Raw genomic sequence first — 19,715 nt, forward strand, 5'->3', positions numbered from 1 at the left:
ACTTTCTTTTGCAACGTAAATCAACCTTTATCATAAACCTCTATAAATGAAAAAAACGAGTTAGGATATATATTCCTGACTCGTTTTTCTATGCTATTTGGACATTATCATCGATTCTTAAAACCGATCCTGTCTCGTCTGGAAATAATTAATAACGGAAGTCCTCCATTCGCTTTAAGAAGCCCATACGGATAACGGGGCTCCTTGTCCCACGAATGAAAAAACACACATTATTCTCTTGGAAAAAGTACTTCCCCAGCTTGTTTCTCTTGTGATTGAACAAATTGTAATAAAGTCTTTGACAGCTCATTTGGTGGGTACGGTTTCGTTAAATACTCATTTACTTGAAATTGTTGCACTTTTTCATCAGAACGATCCAGTGCTGATGAGATAACGATTGGCAAGTCTTTCGTTTTTGGATCGAGCTTTAGTTTTTCAATGAGTTCCCATCCGTCCATTTCCTCTCCGAGCATCAAATCTACGACGACAGCTGTTAATTCTGTCCGGACGATGTCATCATAGGCGTTCTGTGGATCATAATGATGGATGACACGAAACCCATTCGCCTTAAGTTCTTCTGACAGCAGTAAAGCGAGGCTCGTATCATCTTCAATGATCATTACGGAAGACGGCGAAAAGGTTGCCGAACTTGATTGCATCGTTTCTTCATTCATCATTCCATCTAGTAGAGGCAAACTAACAGAAAAGATGGAGCCCTTTCCCTCTTCTGATTCTACCCAAATAGACCCATCATGTTGATCTATGATCTCCTTTGCAATCGCTAATCCTAATCCTGTCCCCCCGATTTTTTTTCGGTCTGTTTGATCAATTCGATGGAATTTACTAAATAGCTTGTCTACTGCATCCTTTGGAATACCTAACCCTGGATCTTCAATACGAATAACCATTTGATTTTCTTCGTTCTGCAGTCGTACCTTAATACTTCCTCCATCTGGTGAAAACTTAATCGCATTACTAATCAGGTTCGTCAGCACTTGCTCTAATCTTTCTTGATCGGCTTTTACCTTCACATATTTTGACTCATCGACAAAGGATAATTGATGGCTGTTCACATGTTTGAAGTTGTTCATGACATCCATGACGATGGTATCAAGTGAACAAACAGCCATGTCGTATTTTTGATTGCCCGATTCCATTCTCTGCAGGTCAAGGAAGTTATTGATTAAGTTTGTTAACCGCTTTGCCTCTTTGTAAATCGTATCAAGGTACTTTCGTTGCCTTTCTGGCTTTAAATCCTTTTTCAAAAGAAGCTCCGTAAAACCAAGGACACTCGACAACGGCGTACGTAGTTCATGACTAACCGTACTAACTAATTCTGATTTCATTTGGTCTAGTTCATGTTCTCTTGTAATATCTCGATGAACAAAGATCGTACCTACCCGTTCACTGTCATCATTGAAAACACTCGTACCATAAACGTCAATGACCTTTTCTTGTCCATTTTTATAAAGAATATATTGATGATTTAACGCTCCTCGATAATTTTCAGTTATACATTTATCGAAGAATGTTGCTGTTTCTTCTCGATTTTCTACTGCTTTCGTAAATGCTATCATCCACTTATTTTTCGCTGCAGGTTTTTTCTTTAACCACTCTTGGCAACCGGACAACTCACACATCATTTCATTAATTTGGATCATGTCTCCTGTTTCGGACACAAACTGAATCCCTTCGTTTACGTTGTTAATGATATCTTGATTAAGCTTTCTAGACTCTTCGATTTCATCATAAATTAATACTCTTTCTAATGCGATGGATACCCTGTTCATGATTCCATCTAACTCCAAAAGGTCATTTTCGCAAACTGGCATACCGACCGTTGTCGCAGCAAGCACGGCCATCACTTCCCCGTTAGCGTTTCGAACGCCTGTGTAGTAATCATAGACTTCTATTGCTTCTTCCGCTAACCCTTGTTCTGCCTGGGTCGCCTTTCTTTTTACCGTTAAATGTTTTTCACTTTTTAATCTTTCCACTAACTCTGAATGATCCGTATTAATAAATTGATCGATTGTCTTTTGGGTTAACCCCATTGCTCGATAGACAGGTTCATCAACAAGCATGAGGACACTTTTATCGAAATTATAAAGCTTATTGATATAGCTAAATACAGTAGAAACAAAGTTTTCTTTGCCAACATCTAATGACATAGCGTGGTTCAATTGGTTATAACGCTCTAATTTTGTTTTTGTTTTCTCTGTCTGACTTAGCGACTCCTTTAGTTTGTTTTGCATTTGTTTTGATTCTGTTATATCTAAACCGATCGCAATATATTGGTAAGGACGCCCATATTTATTAACGTAAGGAACAACAGTCATCTGTAACCAAATGACTCCTCCGCTTCCAGTACTGAATCGACCTTCCCCATTCCAGATGGAACCAGATTGAATTTGTTGCTTTATGTTTTTGAAAAAATCACGGTCATTCTCACTTACTAGCATCATCTTATACGTTTTACCAATTGTTTCTTCTTGTTTATAGTCTGTTGTCTCTACAAATTTTTCATTTACATACGTGAACACGCCATTTTCATCAATCGTTGTGACGAGTGAAAACTGATCCATCGCCCGTTTCATGTTTTCAATATCGGTAATGTAATACCTCATCTGGTCTTGGTGATCACTTAATTCATCTTGCTGAGCTTGTAATTCTTCATTTTGAGACATTAACTCTTCTTCTTTTTCTTGAATCGCTTGAGCCATATGATAGAAAGACTGATTTAATGCTCCGATTTCATCTTTCCTTTCGTCCAAATCATGGTAGACTTCTTTTCCAGCAGCTAGCGAATTGGCAGCTAGTTTTAAATCATCAATTGGACGTAATAAATCCCTTAATAAATAAAAAATAATCACAAACAAGATAATAATAGCACCTGCGCTAGCAAGAAGTGTGATCAACGTAAAGAGATTGGCAGTATCTACCGATTCCGTATAAATGTCGTCCAATCGTTGATTCGATTGGACTTCATTCGCTCTTGTGAAATCAAGAAACTGATTAATTGTCTCATTTGCTCCACCGCTGGCTAAATCACGAAGGCCGAGGTAATTTTCATTTTCCACAAGGGTGATCGCTGCAGGTAATAACTCATTTTCATACCTTTCGATAAAAACCACGAGGTCATTGTATAATAAAGTCTCTTGTTCTGAATCTGCTACTTGCTCAAATTCAGATAAATGATTTTTAAAATCTTCTAGACGATTTTCTAACTGATTCTTTTCATTTTCATCTAAAAAGGCATAATACCCTCGAGCTCGAAACAGCATATCATTGTATGATGACTCTAAATCTTCCACAATTAGCGCTTTCTCGTATACTTCAGACCGTTCTTGTTCCAATTCGTCTAACACGGATGTGAGATGAATATAATACCCTGTTCCAACGAACGTCAAGATGACCAAAGACAGGACGGCGATACTTATAAATTTCGATCGTATGCTTTTAAACATGGTTATTTCAACCCTTCTGTAAAGGCTTGATTCACCATGTCCACTAAATCAGATGGACTAAATGGTTTCGCCATGTAATAATCAGCGCCGGCCTCCATTGCTTCTTGTTTATCTTTCACTTGTGCCTTAGCCGTAAGCATCACTAACTTCGTTTTGGTTTTTGTTTCGTTGGACAAGTTTTTCACCACTTCGATTCCTGTTTTTTCAGGCATCATGTAATCTAAGATAGCAAGGTGATAATCTCCTTTTTCAAGCATGTCCAACGCTTCAGCCCCGTCTCCTGCTTCGTCAATGTCATACCCCTCGTCTTCTAACGTATCAACGATAAGCATTCTTAAAATTTCTTCATCATCTGCAACGAGTATTTTACTCATTATATGCCTCCTAGTTATCATCATTTGAAATTCCTTTTCGATTCATGTTTCCCCACTCTGCATTTTTTCGTAAGGAGAGAAATAGTCCCTCACATCGCCATAAAACCATCATCGGTCGATACCAGAACGTTTCTGTTAATGCCCATAAGAACAACAGGATAACGCTTTTTGAATTGGGGTATTTATGGTACGTCCATTCTTCTAGTAATACGGCTAAGGATGATAGTAACGAACCATACATGACGGTAACAAGAAACATGACCGTAGCGATTTCTATTGAAATGAACGAGAACGTAAGTCCTAAAATAATAATCAAATAACCGATCATTTCAAAAACAGAACTCAACAATTCAACAAATAAATAGTAAGGCATAGAGAAGAGACCTATCCCCTTGTATTTCGGATTAAACAACATTTTTTTATGTGTCCATAACGTTTCCGCTAACCCTCTTTGCCATCGTTTTCTTTGGGAACGAAGGGAGGCTAATGTTGACGGTGCTTCTGTCCAACAAACCGGGTCTTGAATGTACTCGATTCGTTGATTGGATTTTTCATCTTTGATCGATCGATGCATTCGGACAATGAGTTCCATGTCTTCCCCGACGGTATTTCTGTTATATCCCCCGACTTTAATGACTCTATTTTTCTCGAAAACTCCGAAAGCACCGGATATGATTAAGAGAATATTCATTCGACTTAACCCTAATCGACCAATCAGAAATGCCCGAAAATATTCAATGATTTGCATCATCACGACCGGATTACGCGGCAAGGCAATTTTTTCGATTTGACTACGGACAATGGTAGAACCGTTCGCTATCCTCACCGTTCCTCCTGTCGCTGTTACTTGACCATTGGAATCAATGATCGGTTTCATTGTTTTTAATAAGGCATCCCGATCAAGAATGGAGTCTCCATCTACAGCGGAAAAGTAAGGGTAACGAGAAAAATTAATGCCTGCATTTAACGCATCTGCTTTGCCTCCATTATTCTTTATAACTAAAAACAAGTGAGGATAAAGCTCTGATTGGTAGGCACTTTGTACAGGTTCTGTTTCAACATATTTTCGCATCGCTAAGTCAATTTTTCTCATAGAAAACTGGCTAATCACTTTCTCACTTGTCGTGTCTGTTGATCCATCATCGATCACAATCACTTCATACTGAGGATAGTTTAAGCCCAACATGGACCTTACCGTACTAACAATCCCCACTTCTTCGTTGAAAGCGGGGACGAGGACTGAGACTGGAAAGGTATCTTTATTAATCGAAATTTCTTCAATTTGTTCTTTACGATTTAATTTACTTTCTCGTTTTACCCGAGGACCAGCAATGATAAAAAGGGCCACATAAGTAAGTCCAACAAAGATCATATATACAATGATCATAATCGCCACAATTTGCATCATTATGGAAATGCCATCACTCACTTTATAGTCCCCCTTTCATCGTTAATGTTTGTTGCGCCATGTCTCTCGCATAGCTATCTTCATGCTGTGTGGAAACATACTCCAATAAAATTTCTCCATCTGGGATTTTATTTATCGCTTCACACGCGGCAAATCGTACCCACCAGCTTTGGTCTCCTGCAAGGAATACTAAATCATCGTTGTATTCTGTTAAGTTCATAATTCCTGCAAGACGTGCAGCATACATCCGTTCTTCCCAATGCTCTGATGAGAAAAAACCTTTGATCCAGCTTTTATCAGAACAGTATTGATATTCACAAAGACTTCGAAGTGCTTTTAAGCGAATTTCTTTACGAGAATCTTCCATCTTTTTCTCCACTAGCGACAAAAATTCATAGTTTCCTGATTCTCCGCAATAACCGATAAATGCCAACTCCAGAGACAAAGGAACAGAATCTTCCCCTCCTTCTAACAACGAAACTAATTTACTAAAAGACGTAGGCGAAAACCTGCGAAACAAGTCTTTCACCAACCCTAACGGCATCTCTGTTTGACGTATCATATAGTCAATTAAACGGTCTTCTTGAAACATAGCCAACACTCGCAGCGTTTGGCGATACTCTTCGTCCTCATGCTGCAACGTTTTTAAATGTTGCCATACGTCTTCTTTCAATCCAAACATCTTAAATTCTTCAATGAAATAAAGAGTATTCACGCGATAAGCCCACCCATCACTCGATAGACTTTTTTGATAAATTGTTGTTAAATGGGTTTCGGCGATGAATTGAATCTGATCTAATTCCGTAGGATTAGCTGTGTTATCTGCCAGGTCGTTTAATAGTCTTTCAAGCACTTCTTTTTTTAACTTCTCCGATTTAGGAAGTCTCGGCTCATACTTTGTTTCTCCTGAAATAAAAGAAAGATAGTCTGGAAGAATATTCTTATAAATTTGTTCGACTTTTGCTTCAAAACGATTAAACTTTATTTTTCCAACAAGAATATAAACTAGGAGGAAAAACTGAATAAATAAGAGAGCCCCAGCAGTCCATAATGCAATCTCAATCATCATCGGCTATACATTCTTTCAATCAATCGATCTAGTCTAGCCGCTACTTCTTGAACGTTAAATGGTTTCAACATATAATCATCCGCTCCAATATTTAACGCTCTTGCTACTTCCTGTTCTCCTTTACGAGCAGTTAGCATCGATATGACAATGTTTTTATCGCCATATGTCTGTCTCACTTTATGTAACACTTCCATTCCATCCATTTTAGGCATCATGCCATCAAGAAGGATAACGTATTGTTGATCACTCTCATACCAGTTGTCTTCTAGGAAGGAAATACCATCGGAATAAGTTTTGACGATGATTGGTCGTCCAGAGATCAATTGTCTCCTAGAAAAATGGTGAGTCAACATCTCCCTAACAACTCTGTCATCGTCAACGATAATCAGTGTGACATCACTTTTCGTCTTCATTTCTGCCAACGTTTCTTCATAAATAGATGTTCGATTTCGACCTGAATCTTTCGCGAAATACAACGCTTTATCCGCTTGGTCCACGATGTCTTTACGATGTTGGTTAGGGTTACAAACTTCTTTTACGCCAGCAGAGAAGTTTACTTGAAAGGTTTCCATATCAGACTCAAATCTTGTTTCACCAAACACTTTCCTCCATTTGGAAATCTTCTGTACGGCTTCCTCTGCTGTCGTATTTGGAAACACGACGGCAAACTCTTCTCCCCCATATCGACTGATCGAGTCTTCGGGGTCTTTCGTTTCCTTGAACTTCTCAACAAACGTTTGCAACACTTCATCCCCGACTTGGTGTCCATACTTATCATTAATTACTTTGAAATGATCTAAATCCACCATAGAGAACGAATAAACATTATTTTTCCCTTGTTTAAGAAGCTCTCCTTGAAGGTAGAGCTCATTTTCTAAAAATTTTCGGTTATACGCTCCAGTTAATTCATCTTGTGCTACTTGTTTTAAGATATTGTCACGGAACTCCATCCGATTTTTTACAAATGGAATGAATACATCCTTTTTAATTGGTTTTCCAATGAAATCATGAGCACCTAGTTCATATGCTTTTGTTCGATTTTCATCTGATGTATGGGCACTGACCATCATGACCGACGTAAAATCTTTCCGCGCTTTTTCTATGATTTGGGCTAGTACGGAGATCCCCTCTATGTCAGGCAACACAAAGTCGATGATAATCATGCTTGGTTTCATGCTATAAAATAAATCCAAGCCTTTTTCTCCTGTTAAAGCAATAACGACTTGAAACCCATTTTCTTCAAGAAAATCTTTCATAAATGTAACGAATTCTACGTCATCATCTATCAATAGAATGAACGGAATATCCTTTTCTCCTGAGAGTAAATCACTTGTCACCGCTACTTCTTCGCTCGCAAGCATTATCTCGTTCTGACGATAAACGTGTTCAAATTTAGCTTCCAATCGGTCTAAATATGGTCTCCAGTCGGAGTCTTTCCACTTTTTTTTACTTTTTTCATCAACGAAAAAAAGCAGTCTCCCTGCTTCTTGGGACAACTCTCTCATATCGATTGTTCCTGCCGTTCCTTTGACACTATGAAAAAAACGATATAATTCATACTCATATACGTACTTCTGCTTTTGCCATTCCCTTATCGTTTTTTCTAATCGATCAAACATCATCTTTTGATACTTTTCCATCATTGTTGATCACGACCTTGCTTTGGAATGATACTACTCCACTCTTTTCACATTGTTAAACACATTTGATACATCGATTATACAACCATCTCCACGAAAAAACGACAATATTTAGAAAATATCGTCATCCTTCGACTCATTTCATCTTGATAAGACAAATTGTCCTTCTTATAACTAGGACAATCCTTTATACCTTTTGTCGGATCTTCCTTCATCAGCTGGGAAAAGAACCCCTAACTGATCCCTCGCTTCTGTCATGATTTCTGAGGTCATTAACGATGTTGTTAAACTGTTTATCGATGATGTTTCGTTGTGACCGTTTATTTTGTCATGAAACGCTTGAATCTCGTAACTCATCGAGTCGTTATCTAAGGTCGTGCTAATTTCTTCCTTACGTCCATCTCGATAATGAATATGAACTTCTTCTAACTTTTGGATATGATCGATTACAATGGTCCCTTCCTCCCCTTGGATTTCTGAAGGCAACGAGGATTGCGTAATTTTGGAATACATCGCTACCGCTTCCATTTCAGGATACGTCAACAGCAGCGTCCCTTCTCCATCCACACCAGAAGAAAGCTTTACCCCTGATGCTTTCACGTGATCTGGCTTTCCAAATAACTCCACAATCGGATAAACACAATACAAACCAATATCCATCAATGCACCATTTGAAAACTGAGGATTAAATGCATTTAATACGGTTCCTTCCTTAAATGCATCGTATCGCGACGAATATTGACAATAACTCGTCACCATTCTTCTTACAGGTGCAATACGTTCTATCGCTTGTTTCAACTTCTGAAAATTAGGTAATGCTGTGTTTTTCACCGCTTCCATAAGTACAACGTTATTTTCATTTGCTGCATGTATCATTGCTTCCACTTCTTCATGATGGGAGGCGATCGGTTTTTCACAAAGAACGTGTTTCCCGTGATTCATCATCATGATCGCTTGTTCAGCATGAAAAGAAGTTGGGCTTGCAATATAAACTGCGTCAATGTTTGAGCTTTTTGCCATCTCTTCTAAACTGGTAAAAATATAGGAAGCCTCATGTTTCTCTGCAAAAGCTTTCGCTCGCTCTTCTGTCCTTGAATACACGGCAGCAAGCTTGAAATCGTCGATACTTTTTCCTGCTTCAATAAACCAGTTCGTTATAAAATTCGTGCCAATTACTCCGTATTTCATGATAATAATCCCCTTTTTATATCGTTTTCGTAGGAACCTTTAATTCTCGTTATTTGTTTTATTCGTCTGCATGGATTATTCCTCTTTCTCCATTAAATAACATTATTGTCCTTCATACAACTAAGGCGTATTTTGGCGTATCTTTTTTTAAAACACTAATGTAAGCGCAAACAAGTGAAAAAGCTGTTCAATTAAGCACATTTATTTGATTATTTCGTTAAAAACGGTTGTTTTATAGCTAAAATCTCTCTATAATGTCCTTTATAGAAAAACAAATGTACGCTAATTAGAGACGTTTTTAGGAGTGGTGAGGAATGACAAAAGATATGAACATTGGCTTACTCGGTTTTGGAACGGTAGGAACAGGTGTCCTACAAATTATTCAAGACCATCAAGATAAATTAGTACACCAACTTGGTTGTGGTGTTCGTGTTAAAAAAATTCTTGTAAATAATTTAAACAAAAAACGCCAAGTAGAAGTTTCACAAGAGCAATTAACATTGGATGCAGAAGATGTTTTAAATGATCCTGATATTGATGTTATTGTAGAAGTCATGGGTGGCATTGATGATGCACGAAGCTACATTCGACAAGCGTTAGAAGCTGGCAAACACGTTGTCACTGCTAACAAAGATTTAATGGCTGTGCATGGTAGTGAACTTCTCCAACTAGCTGACAAGCAAGACTGTGATCTCTTCTACGAAGCTAGTGTTGCTGGAGGCATTCCTATTTTACGCACGTTAGTGGAAGGACTCGCTTCTGATCGCATTACGAAAATGATGGGTATTGTAAACGGTACAACCAATTATATTTTGACAAAAATGACGAAAGAAGGTCGTATTTTTAGTGAAGTACTGAAAGAGGCACAAGCACTAGGTTACGCAGAAGCTGATCCAACAGCAGACATTGAAGGACTTGACGCTGCACGAAAAATTTCGATCCTCGGTACACTAGGTTTTTCGATGAACCTAGACCTTGACGATGTTTCAGTTAAAGGTATTACAAAAGTAACGAGTCAAGATTTACAATATGCTGACCAACTGGGCTATACGATGAAGCTTGTCGGCATCGCCAACCGTAACGGTGAAAAAGTAGAAGTGAGTGTGCAACCAGCCCTTATTCCACACGAACACCCACTAGCTTCTGTCGATGATGAATATAACGCTGTTTACGTCTACGGTGAAGCAGTTGGAGAAACGATGTTCTACGGGCCTGGTGCAGGGCAACTTCCAACAGCAACGGCTGTTGTCTCTGACTTAGTCGAAGTACTGAAAAATAAACGTTTAGGTGTCAATGGAAACAGTGTGGTCATCCCACAATTTGAGAAAAAATTACAAACGGACGATGAAATTTTCTCGAAATATTTCTTACGTATCCATGCAAAAGATGTCCCAGGGACATTTTCCGTGTTAACGTCGTTGTTTGATGAACACGGTGTAAGTTTAGAAAAAATCCTTCAAGTTCCATTAAATGAAGGCAAGTTAGCGGAGATCATTCTCGTAACACATGCAGTATCCAAGAAAAACTATGAAACGGTCGTCGAAGAGTTAAACGACACCGATGTGGTAGTCGAAGTGAAGAGTAGCTACCGCGTGGAAGGGGAAATTAAAAAATGATGTGGCGTGGCCTATTATCAGAATATAAGCAGTACTTACCAGTCAACGAAAATACACCAATGCTTTCTTTACAAGAGGGTAACACTCCCCTCTTACCGTTAAAGCATCTATCTGAAAAGTGGGACATTGATTTACACGTCAAGTATGATGGTGCCAACCCTACTGGATCTTTTAAAGACCGTGGGATGGTTATGGCTGTTGCAAAAGCGAAAGAATCTGGAAGCGAAGCGATTATGTGTGCGTCTACTGGAAATACATCTGCCGCTGCAGCCGCCTATGCTGCCCAAGCGAAAATGCGCTGCCTTATCGTTATTCCTGATGGAAAAATTGCCATGGGAAAACTAGCTCAAGCCGTCGTTTACGGTGCTGAGATTTTTAAAATTGAAGGTAACTTTGATAACGCCTTAACAATGGTTCGTAGTTTGGCTGAGCAATCTCCAATTACGCTCGTAAACTCTGTGAATCCTTATCGAATTGAAGGACAAAAAACAGCTGCTTTTGAAATCTGTGATGCCCTTGGATCGGCACCAGACGTGTTATCCATCCCAGTTGGAAATGCAGGTAACATTACTGCTTATTGGAAAGGATTCCAAGAATACCATGCAGCGAAAGGTACTGGCTTACCGCAAATGCGTGGGTTTGAAGCAGAAGGTGCAGCTGCAATTGTGCAAAATCGTATCATTGATGCACCTGAAACGCTGGCAACAGCGATTCGAATTGGTAACCCTGCAAGCTGGGACAAAGCCGTTAGTGCAGCAAATGACTCTTCTGGAAAAATTGACTTTGTTACGGATGAAGAAATTGTCGAAGCATATAAACTATTAGCTCGGGAAGAAGGCGTATTTGCAGAACCAGCATCTGCCGCTTCAATTGCTGGTTTAATTAAGCAGTTAAAATCTGGAGAAATTAAGAAAGGTTCTCGTGTTGTGGCCGTCTTAACTGGAAATGGACTTAAAGATCCGAACACAGCGATTGATACAGCTCCTGTTCAACCAGTTGCCCTTCCAAACAATGAGCAAGTGGTCATCGATCACATGCTAGGGCGGGTGAAGTCATAATGAGTCAGATGGACTTTTCGATTCGCGTCCCTGCTAGTACGGCGAACTTAGGGCCTGGTTTTGATTCTGTAGGCATGGCGTTAAACCGTTATTTAACGCTCCATGTTAAAAGTAGCGAGCAGTGGAAATTTGTCATGAAATCGGCGAACTTAGAAGGTATTCCTACAGATAAAGAAAACTTTATTTTTCAAGTAGCAGATTGGATCTCTAACGAATACGGACGAGATCTTCCTTCTGTGGAGGTTGCGATGGAAAGTGACATCCCCCTGTCTCGTGGGTTTGGCAGCAGTGCTTCTGCGATCGTTGCAGGAATTGAATTAGCTAATCAACTACTGGATTTAGACTTATCCGTAGCGGAAAAGACACGGTGGGCTAGTATTCACGAAGGCCATCCTGATAATGTTGCACCTTCTATCTATGGTGGACTTATCATTGGTAGTCACCGTGAAGAGGAGACGAACATCGTTTACGCTGGTGTCCCAGATATCGATTTGGTCGCGGTTATTCCTGAATACGAACTGAGTACGAAGGAATCACGAGAGGCTTTACCGAAAGCTTTTTCTCACAAAGAAGCGGTGGAAGCAAGTAGCATTAGTAACGTACTCGTTGCCGCTATTTTACAGGGAGATTGGGTATTGGCCGGAAAAATGATGAATAAAGATTTATTCCACTGTCCTTACCGAATGCCGTCTATTCCTGAATGGCAAAAAGCCGCAGAACTAGCGGAAGAGTTACCTGTTTACGGCGCAACGTTAAGTGGTGCAGGACCGATCATCTTGTTCTTTGCTCCGAAAGGGGTCGGTAAAGAAGTGAAACTTCAACTTCGCGGTCACTTCAAAGAGCACAGTGTGGAATTATTAGAAGTTGATCGCCACGGAGTCACTGTGTCAGAAAAGGCCGTATCTTCGAATCAACTTTAGGTTTTAGCTGATTCGAAACAATTTTAAGATAATACAAATAACCCCCTCTAACCGAGGGGGTTATTTGATGTATTGGCATATCCAAGGACAAAACGTTCTCTCTTGTGACCGTCTTTTCCTGAAATCCACTCGCTACGGTCACAAGACCCTCTCTCTTGTAACCGTCTTTTCCTGAAATCGGCTCGCTACGGTCACAAGACCCTCTCTCTTGTAACCGTCTTTTCCTGAAATCAGCTCGCTACGGTCACAAGACCCTCTCTCTTGTAACCGTCTTTTCCTGAAATCGGCTCGCTACGGTCACAAGACCCTCTCTCTTGTGACCCTCTTTTCCTGAAATCCACTCGCTACGGTCACAAGATGCTCTCTCTTGTGACCGTCTTTTCCTGAAATCGGCTCGCTACGGTCACAAGATGCTCTCTCTTGTGACCCTCTTTTCCTGAAATCGGCTCGCTACGGTCACAAGACCCTCTCTCTTGTGACCGTCTTTTACCAAAATCAGCTCGCTACAGTCACAAGATGCTCCACTCCCTTTATGACAATGATACCCAAAACTTATCCACAACTCAAAAATCTATAATTTCCTGGGATAATTACCCTACTAGCCAGGTTGCATCAATGTAGATCCATAAGCGAAGGGATCATAGACTTCTGATTATGACAATTAAATCAATTTAATAGGTAATCCAAGCAAGTTGCTAACATGTATTTTACATTTTTTATAACATATAGTTTATTTAGTATTGTCCAAAAAGAGAAATTTTCTTGATAAAAACTATTGACATAGTGCGGCTAAACAAAAATAAAAACCCTTATCTACCAAGGGTTTGAACAAGTTTGTATTGGCGACCCTGAGAGGATTTGAACCTCCGACCTACTGCTTAGGAGGCAGTTGCTCTATCCTGCTGAGCTACAGGGTCTTGTCGAAACGAATAACGTACCTTTCATATTATAAAGGAAATGCAACCATTTTCAAAGGACAATTTACAATGAATCCATTCACCAACCCATTTTTACCCAATTTCTAACATAGCCTCTGCCTTAATTAAACTCCAAGAAATGGATTTATTGTCGTTATCTTTTATGTTCATACTAAGAGATAACGTATTCATCAAAGGAGCTGTCAGCCATAAATGAACTTACAATCTGGAACGTACTATTGGCCTACAACTATGCCTTCACCACCTTCTTATCAAACATTGAGTGAAGATGTCACTTGCGATGTATTAGTTATCGGTGGAGGTACATCTGGAGCACAATGCGCCTATTATTTAGCAGACCGGAACCTCAATGTCGTCGTCGTGGAAAAAGGAACGATCGGTCATGGAAGTACCGCTACCAACACCGCACTTATTCAATATTCAGGTGAAAGAATGTTCACAGATCTCATTCATTCTTTCGGGGAAGAATATGTCGGACGTCACCTAGATTTATGCAGACAAGCGATTAATGAGATTGAAAATGCGCAAACCAAATGCCCTAGTCCATTCGAGTTTACAAGAAGGAACAGCCTCAATTTTGCCAGCTATGCTGAAGATGTGGAACGTCTCAAACAAGAAGCTATCCTGCTTAAAAAACACGGTTTCCCATTGGATTTATTTTCAGAAAAAGACATTGCAGAACGCTATCCATTTGAAAAGCGCGCAGCCATTTATTCTTATGACGATGGAGAACTTAACCCGTTTAAATTCACTCACAGTCTGCTTGAGTATGCCGCTAAAAAAGGTATTCAAATTTTTGAAAATACCGAAGTTAATGGTATGGATTTCCAGAATAATCAAGTTCAGGTTAGAACGAAAACAGGTAACCTCATTCATGCAAAAAAAGTGATAATCGCTGCAGGTTATGAAGGAACGGATATTAAAAAAGAAAAAAACAGTGTGTTCGTCAGTACGTATACCGTGACTACGAAACCCGTTCAAGATTTTTCAACATGGTTTGAGCGGTCTTTGATCTGGGAGACAGCACGCCCCTATGTGTTCATTAGAACGACCGCTGATGATCGCGTCATCATTGGTGGTCTCGATGAAACGACGTTTTACCCTGAAGTCCGTGACAGTAAGCTGATTAACAAACGAGACCGATTGGTAAAAGAATTCAATAAACTATTCCCATCTATTCAAGTCGAACCGGACTACTATTCTGCCGCTTTCTATGGCGGTACACACGATGGCCTTCCGATTATAGGTGAGTACCCTGACTATCCAAACTGCTTCTTTCTCTTTGGCTTTGGCGATAACGGGACCGTTTATAGTATGATTTTAGCTAAATTAATTGCTGACAAGCTCTCCGCTCAGCCTCATCCGGGGTTTGAATTATACGAGCAGTCAAGACCTGTCAAAGCACTTTCCTAAAGAAACCCCTTCTCTTTTCCTATTTTGCTTCAGAGCTTCGAGATTCATTGATTAAACTAGCCATTTCTCGAAGCTCTGACGTTAGTGCTTTCAATTCTTGAGTAACGCCTAGCATTTCTTGTAATTTGGCATCTTGTTGATTCGTGTACTCTTGTGTTTCCTTTGTTTCTTCTTGCGCTGCGAGCATGCTCTTTTCCGTTTCTCCCATACTTAACGTAATTTTTCCAGTTGCTTCATCTGTTGTTGTTGCAAATTTGCGAATTTCATCTGCTACAACGCCGAAACTTTTGCCGTATTCACCAGCTCGTGCTGCCTCAATAGATGCATTAAATCCTAATATCGTCGTTTGCCGGGTTAATCCTTTTAAAAAGGAAGTGACTCCGACAATTTCCTTGAGTGCTTCGTTTGCATCTGTCATAGCGTCGTTTAACCTTTCGTTAACATCTGATAATCCTTTTGAACCGGTAGCAAGGTCTTCTGTATTTTTGACAATATGACTGACAGCTTGGTCTAGTGTTTCCGCCATTTCATGAATTCTCTCTTCGCGATCCGTTGATACACACATCGTTAAGCAACCAACGATTTTCTTTTCTTCAAAAACTGGAATGCCTACAGCTACATATGGAATTTTATAAATACCTTTAGGTACATGCCTTACGACTCGTTGTCCCGTCTGAATAACACTGTCATTCATGCCACCTTTGCGAAATTTTTCGCCAACTTTCACTTCAATATCTAGTTTTTCTCCTGGCTCATAGGCTATGAAAGTTGTTAAATCTGTTAATGCTACGAAACAATCTTCCACATTTAAGTCACGAATCAACGGTGTAATCATTTGAAGCGAACGAAGGATACTGGAATTGCTCTGCATACGATTTCCCCCTAACTAAATTTGAACGTTAGAAACATCTCTATCATTTTTTGGATGACCCATGCGCAAAAAAGCTATACAAAAAAAGAGCAGACGCAAGCATGCATAAATACGCGTCACGTATTTAGGGTATACTTGGTCTACTCCTGTCTCCGACCGACATATGAACTTAAGTTAATCATATAGCTATTTCATTACACTTTCAAGAAATAATTACAATAGTCCCATGTGTTTTAACCCATGGACAATGCCGTCAGCGTCTACATCTTTTGTCACGAATCCTGCGACTGCTTTAATTTCAGGCAATGCGTTTCCCATTGCGACACTATTAGGCGTGAATTGAAGCATCTCTATATCATTTGGTCCATCACCAAAAACATAGACATCTTCTTTTTTCATAGCCAGTTCGTTCATCACTGCTTCAATTCCAATTGCTTTAGAGCCACCAGATGGAAGAACATCCGTAGAAAATTCGTGCCATCGGATAAAATCAAAGGAAGGAAATGCTTTTTCATATGGTGCTTGTTCTTCTTTCGTACAAAACAATAGCGACTGATAGATATTTCTTCCTTCAAGATAAGAAGGGTCATAAGCAGGGTGATCAAACTTCAACGATCCAATGCTCGTTTCAATGCGGGGATGATAAGGTATATTTGCTTTCATGTCTTTTTCGTCCATGTATACAATCGGATGATCATGACTAATTGCCGTTTCCGTCAGCCGAATCAATTCTTGTTTATCAAGAGCATTTTTTACGATTGGTTTGTTGTCTTTAACTACATATTGTCCGTTAAAACTAATATATGTAGACACTCCTAACCTCTCACGAAGTTTTTCAAACATGAAGGGTGCTCTTCCCGTTGCAATTGCAACATAATGTCCTTTTTGTTTTAATGTGGCAATGGCCTCTTCCGTTGATGCCGGTAACTTTTTATCATGATCTAACAATGTTCCATCAATATCGAAAAAAATCAATTTTCTACTCATATTCTGATCACCTTTCATTCTCATGTTCGTTCAATTATTCGTCCTTTTTCCATTCACAATGACTCTATTATACGTGAATTGCGTCACATTCGCCATTATATGTGGCAAAACCATTGTAGATTTTCTTTCAACTGTTATAATAATGTTTATTAAAAATTCTAAACGTTCGCACTTTAAAGCGAAGGAGGTTCATTATGCCGATAAATATACCAAAACGATTGCCTGCAAGACAAGTACTGGAAAAAGAAAATATTTTCATCATGGAAGATGAACGGGCGGACACCCAAGATATTCGACCTTTGAATATCGTTATCTTAAACTTGATGCCAGATAAGCAGAAGACAGAAGCGCATTTACTGCGACTTTTAGGGAATACACCGCTTCAATTAAACATTACGTTTTTGAAAACGGTCACGTACGAATCGAAAAATACGAGCAAGTCTCATATGGAAGATTTCTATACAGACTTTGCTAGTATTCGTCATCGAAAATTTGATGGGATGATCGTTACAGGTGCACCAATTGAGCATTTCCAGTTTGAAGAAGTGCAATATTGGGAAGAGATGTCTAACATAATGGATTGGGCAGAAGATAACGTCACCTCCATCATGCACATATGTTGGGGAGCTCAAGCCGCATTATATCACCATTATGGTATTGACAAATTTCCGTTAAAAGAAAAATGCTCTGGCATTTTCCGTCATCGCATTTTTAACGGACAGGGTAAAATTGAACTTCTTAGAGGGTTCGATGATGAATTTATCGCCCCTCATTCTCGCTATACAAATATATCTGAAGAAGAGCTTCATAACCACAAGGACTTACAGCTATTAGCAACATCGAAAGAAGCTGGTCCATTCTTGATGATGTCGAAAGACGGAAAACACATCATGGCAACAGGACACTTGGAATATGACACAGTCACACTGAAAGAAGAGTATGAGCGAGATTTAGACCGGGGGTTAAGTGTACGAATTCCTGCACACTACTTCCCGAATAATGATCCGAATGAGCAACCGATGAACCGTTGGCGTTCCCACGCTCACCTTCTTTTTTCAAATTGGCTCAATTATTACGTTTATCAACAAACGCCATTTGAATGGACTTAATGATTGGTTACTAAGAGCTCTAAAAGAGGTTTATTCAATTGTGGGAACGATACACGTCATCCTGATCATTCAATACCATCTTAGATAGGAGATCACCATGACGAAACGAAACCACACGATGATGCAGTTCTTTGAATGGCATCTTGCAAACGACGGGGACCATTGGAATCAGCTTGAAAACCTTGCACCTGAGCTTAAGAAACACGGAATTGATTCGGTTTGGATTCCACCTGCAACAAAAGGGATTACCCAAGCAGATAACGGTTATGGCATTTATGATGGCTATGACTTAGGTGAATTTGACCAAAAAGGAACTGTGCGAACGAAATATGGTACGAAAAATGAATTACTAAAAGGCATTGAAGCTTGTCACAATCAAGACATTCAAGTTTATGCTGATGTGGTCATGAATCATAAAGCAGGTGCTGATGAAACAGAAATGTTTCATGTTATAGAAGTCCATCCAGAAGACCGTCATGAAGAAATTTCTGAACCTTTTGAAATTGAAGGTTGGACGAAGTTCGATTTTCCAGGACGAGACGGAAAACATTCCTCTTTCCAATGGGACTTTAATCATTTTAATGGAACTGATTATGATCATTCGAAAGGTGAAAATGGCATATACCGTATTTTAGGCGAGCATAAACGTTGGAACGAACACGTCGATGATGAATTTGGTAACTATGACTACTTGATGTTTGCTAATATTGACTACTATCACCCTGAAGTTCGTGATGAAATGATGTACTGGGGTAAATGGTTTGCAAAAACAACATCTTGTAACGGTTATCGCCTAGATGCGATTAAGCATATTAATCATGATTTTATTGCTGATTTTGCGAAAGAAATACGCGAAGAATTCGGTGACGACTTTTATTTAGTCGGTGAATTTTGGAATCCTGACTTAGAGTCTTGTCAGAACTTCTTAGACTTCGTTGATTTTCAGATTGATTTATTTGACGTGCCACTTCACTATCATTTACACGTCGCTTCCCAATCTGGAAGAGAATATGATTTGAGCAGCATTTTTGATCGAACCATTGTATCTCACCACCCATCGAATGCTGTCACGTTTGTGGACAACCATGATTCTCAACCGCATGAGGCGTTGGAGTCTTGGGTAGAAGACTGGTTCAAACCGCTCGCCTATGCCCTTATTTTACTTCGACAAGATGGTTTACCTTGTGTCTTCTATGGGGATTATATTGGAATCAACGGTGACAATCCGATCCCTGGAAAAAAAGCGTTGATTGATCCTTTATTAGATGCTCGTTATCATCACGCATACGGAGAACAACATGACTACTTAGATCACCCTAATACAATTGGTTGGGTTCGTCTCGGTGAAGTGGACATCCCCCACTCCGGCTGTGCTGTCGTTATTACGAACGGTGACGATGGTGATAAACGAATGTTCGTAGGTGTTCATCGTGCTGGTGAAACGTGGACCGATGTGATGAAAAACATTACAGAAGAGATTTTAATTGATGAAGAAGGCTACGGACTTTTCCCAGTAAAAAGTGAATCTGTTTCCGTATATGTTTCTACTGAAAAATAAAAGTTAGGAATTTAGCGAGCTGTGAAGGAATAAAGCCCATCCCTTCACAGCTTTTTTTAGTTGGCGGAATGCTGGAACGAAGTGGATTTATTTGGTTATTGT

14 protein-coding genes and 1 tRNA gene are annotated in these 19,715 nt (G+C 39.5%); 6 read left to right on the forward strand and 9 right to left on the reverse strand.

The features are described from left to right. Nucleotides 1-230 precede the first annotated feature (230 nt). The 6 genes from QDN89_RS15675 to QDN89_RS15700 form a co-directional block, all read right to left on the reverse strand. A complete protein-coding gene (locus QDN89_RS15675; RefSeq protein WP_280771108.1) occupies nt 231-3,464 on the reverse strand; it encodes an ATP-binding protein in 3,234 nt (1,077 codons plus the stop codon). A gap of 2 nt (nt 3,465-3,466) precedes the next feature. Further along, nucleotides 3,467-3,838 carry a response regulator transcription factor gene (locus QDN89_RS15680; protein WP_280771109.1) on the reverse strand — a complete coding sequence of 124 codons (372 nt, stop codon included), beginning with the start codon at nt 3,836-3,838 and terminating at the stop codon, nt 3,467-3,469. A gap of 10 nt (nt 3,839-3,848) precedes the next feature. After that, complete coding sequence (locus QDN89_RS15685; RefSeq protein ID WP_425335414.1) at nt 3,849-5,246, reverse strand: glycosyltransferase family 2 protein; 1,398 nt, start codon at nt 5,244-5,246, stop codon at nt 3,849-3,851. Nucleotides 5,247-5,268: 22 nt separating this feature from the next. Then, nucleotides 5,269-6,315: a HEAT repeat domain-containing protein gene (locus tag QDN89_RS15690; RefSeq protein WP_280771112.1), complete on the reverse strand. Its 1,047-nt coding sequence runs from the start codon at nt 6,313-6,315 to the stop codon at nt 5,269-5,271. After that, a complete protein-coding gene (locus tag QDN89_RS15695; protein WP_280771113.1) occupies nt 6,312-7,958 on the reverse strand; it encodes a GGDEF domain-containing response regulator in 1,647 nt (548 codons plus the stop codon). Before QDN89_RS15695 ends, QDN89_RS15690 begins: the two co-directional genes overlap by 4 nt. Nucleotides 7,959-8,129: 171 nt before the next feature. Next, complete coding sequence (locus QDN89_RS15700) at nt 8,130-9,146, reverse strand: Gfo/Idh/MocA family protein (RefSeq protein WP_280771283.1); 1,017 nt, start codon at nt 9,144-9,146, stop codon at nt 8,130-8,132. Nucleotides 9,147-9,457: 311 nt separating this feature from the next. On the opposite strand from QDN89_RS15700, the gene QDN89_RS15705 reads away from it, so the two are divergent. From QDN89_RS15705 to thrB, 3 genes are read left to right on the forward strand one after another with little or no spacing between them, the layout of a single operon-like run. Further along, nucleotides 9,458-10,759: a homoserine dehydrogenase gene (locus QDN89_RS15705; protein ID WP_280771114.1), complete on the forward strand. Its 1,302-nt coding sequence runs from the start codon at nt 9,458-9,460 to the stop codon at nt 10,757-10,759. Then, on the forward strand, nt 10,756-11,817 hold the full coding sequence (thrC, locus tag QDN89_RS15710; RefSeq protein ID WP_280771115.1) for a threonine synthase: 1,062 nt from the start codon (nt 10,756-10,758) through the stop codon (nt 11,815-11,817). The genes QDN89_RS15705 and thrC overlap by 4 nt, the downstream gene beginning before the upstream one ends. After that, the gene (gene thrB / locus QDN89_RS15715; RefSeq protein WP_280771116.1) at nt 11,817-12,737 is read left to right on the forward strand and encodes a homoserine kinase; all 921 of its coding nucleotides are present in this window, start codon (nt 11,817-11,819) and stop codon (nt 12,735-12,737) included. Before thrC ends, thrB begins: the two co-directional genes overlap by 1 nt. Nucleotides 12,738-13,577: 840 nt before the next feature. Here thrB and QDN89_RS15720 read toward each other — a convergent pair. Then, nucleotides 13,578-13,654 (reverse strand) — tRNA-Arg (locus QDN89_RS15720). A gap of 213 nt (nt 13,655-13,867) precedes the next feature. Between QDN89_RS15720 and QDN89_RS15725 the strand changes: the two genes are divergently transcribed. Continuing rightward, nucleotides 13,868-15,088 carry an NAD(P)/FAD-dependent oxidoreductase gene (locus tag QDN89_RS15725; RefSeq protein ID WP_280771117.1) on the forward strand — a complete coding sequence of 407 codons (1,221 nt, stop codon included), beginning with the start codon at nt 13,868-13,870 and terminating at the stop codon, nt 15,086-15,088. A gap of 19 nt (nt 15,089-15,107) precedes the next feature. On the opposite strand, the gene QDN89_RS15730 is transcribed toward QDN89_RS15725, so the two are convergent. Then, entirely contained in the window at nt 15,108-15,959 is an 852-nt protein-coding gene (locus QDN89_RS15730; RefSeq protein ID WP_280771118.1) for a methyl-accepting chemotaxis protein, read from the reverse strand. 213 nt (nt 15,960-16,172) lie between these two features. Next, complete coding sequence (locus QDN89_RS15735; protein ID WP_280771119.1) at nt 16,173-16,946, reverse strand: Cof-type HAD-IIB family hydrolase; 774 nt, start codon at nt 16,944-16,946, stop codon at nt 16,173-16,175. Between the two features lie 194 nt (nt 16,947-17,140). On the opposite strand from QDN89_RS15735, the gene metA reads away from it, so the two are divergent. Beyond that, complete coding sequence (metA, locus tag QDN89_RS15740; RefSeq protein ID WP_280771120.1) at nt 17,141-18,055, forward strand: homoserine O-acetyltransferase MetA; 915 nt, start codon at nt 17,141-17,143, stop codon at nt 18,053-18,055. Between the two features lie 97 nt (nt 18,056-18,152). Beyond that, nucleotides 18,153-19,613 (forward strand): alpha-amylase, encoded by a 1,461-nt coding sequence (locus QDN89_RS15745; protein ID WP_280771121.1) that lies wholly within the window; start codon nt 18,153-18,155, stop codon nt 19,611-19,613. Nucleotides 19,614-19,715 lie beyond the last annotated feature (102 nt).

The organism is Salipaludibacillus daqingensis (assembly GCF_029891575.1).
In the GTDB taxonomy this organism is placed as follows: domain Bacteria; phylum Bacillota; class Bacilli; order Bacillales; family Salisediminibacteriaceae; genus Salipaludibacillus; species Salipaludibacillus daqingensis.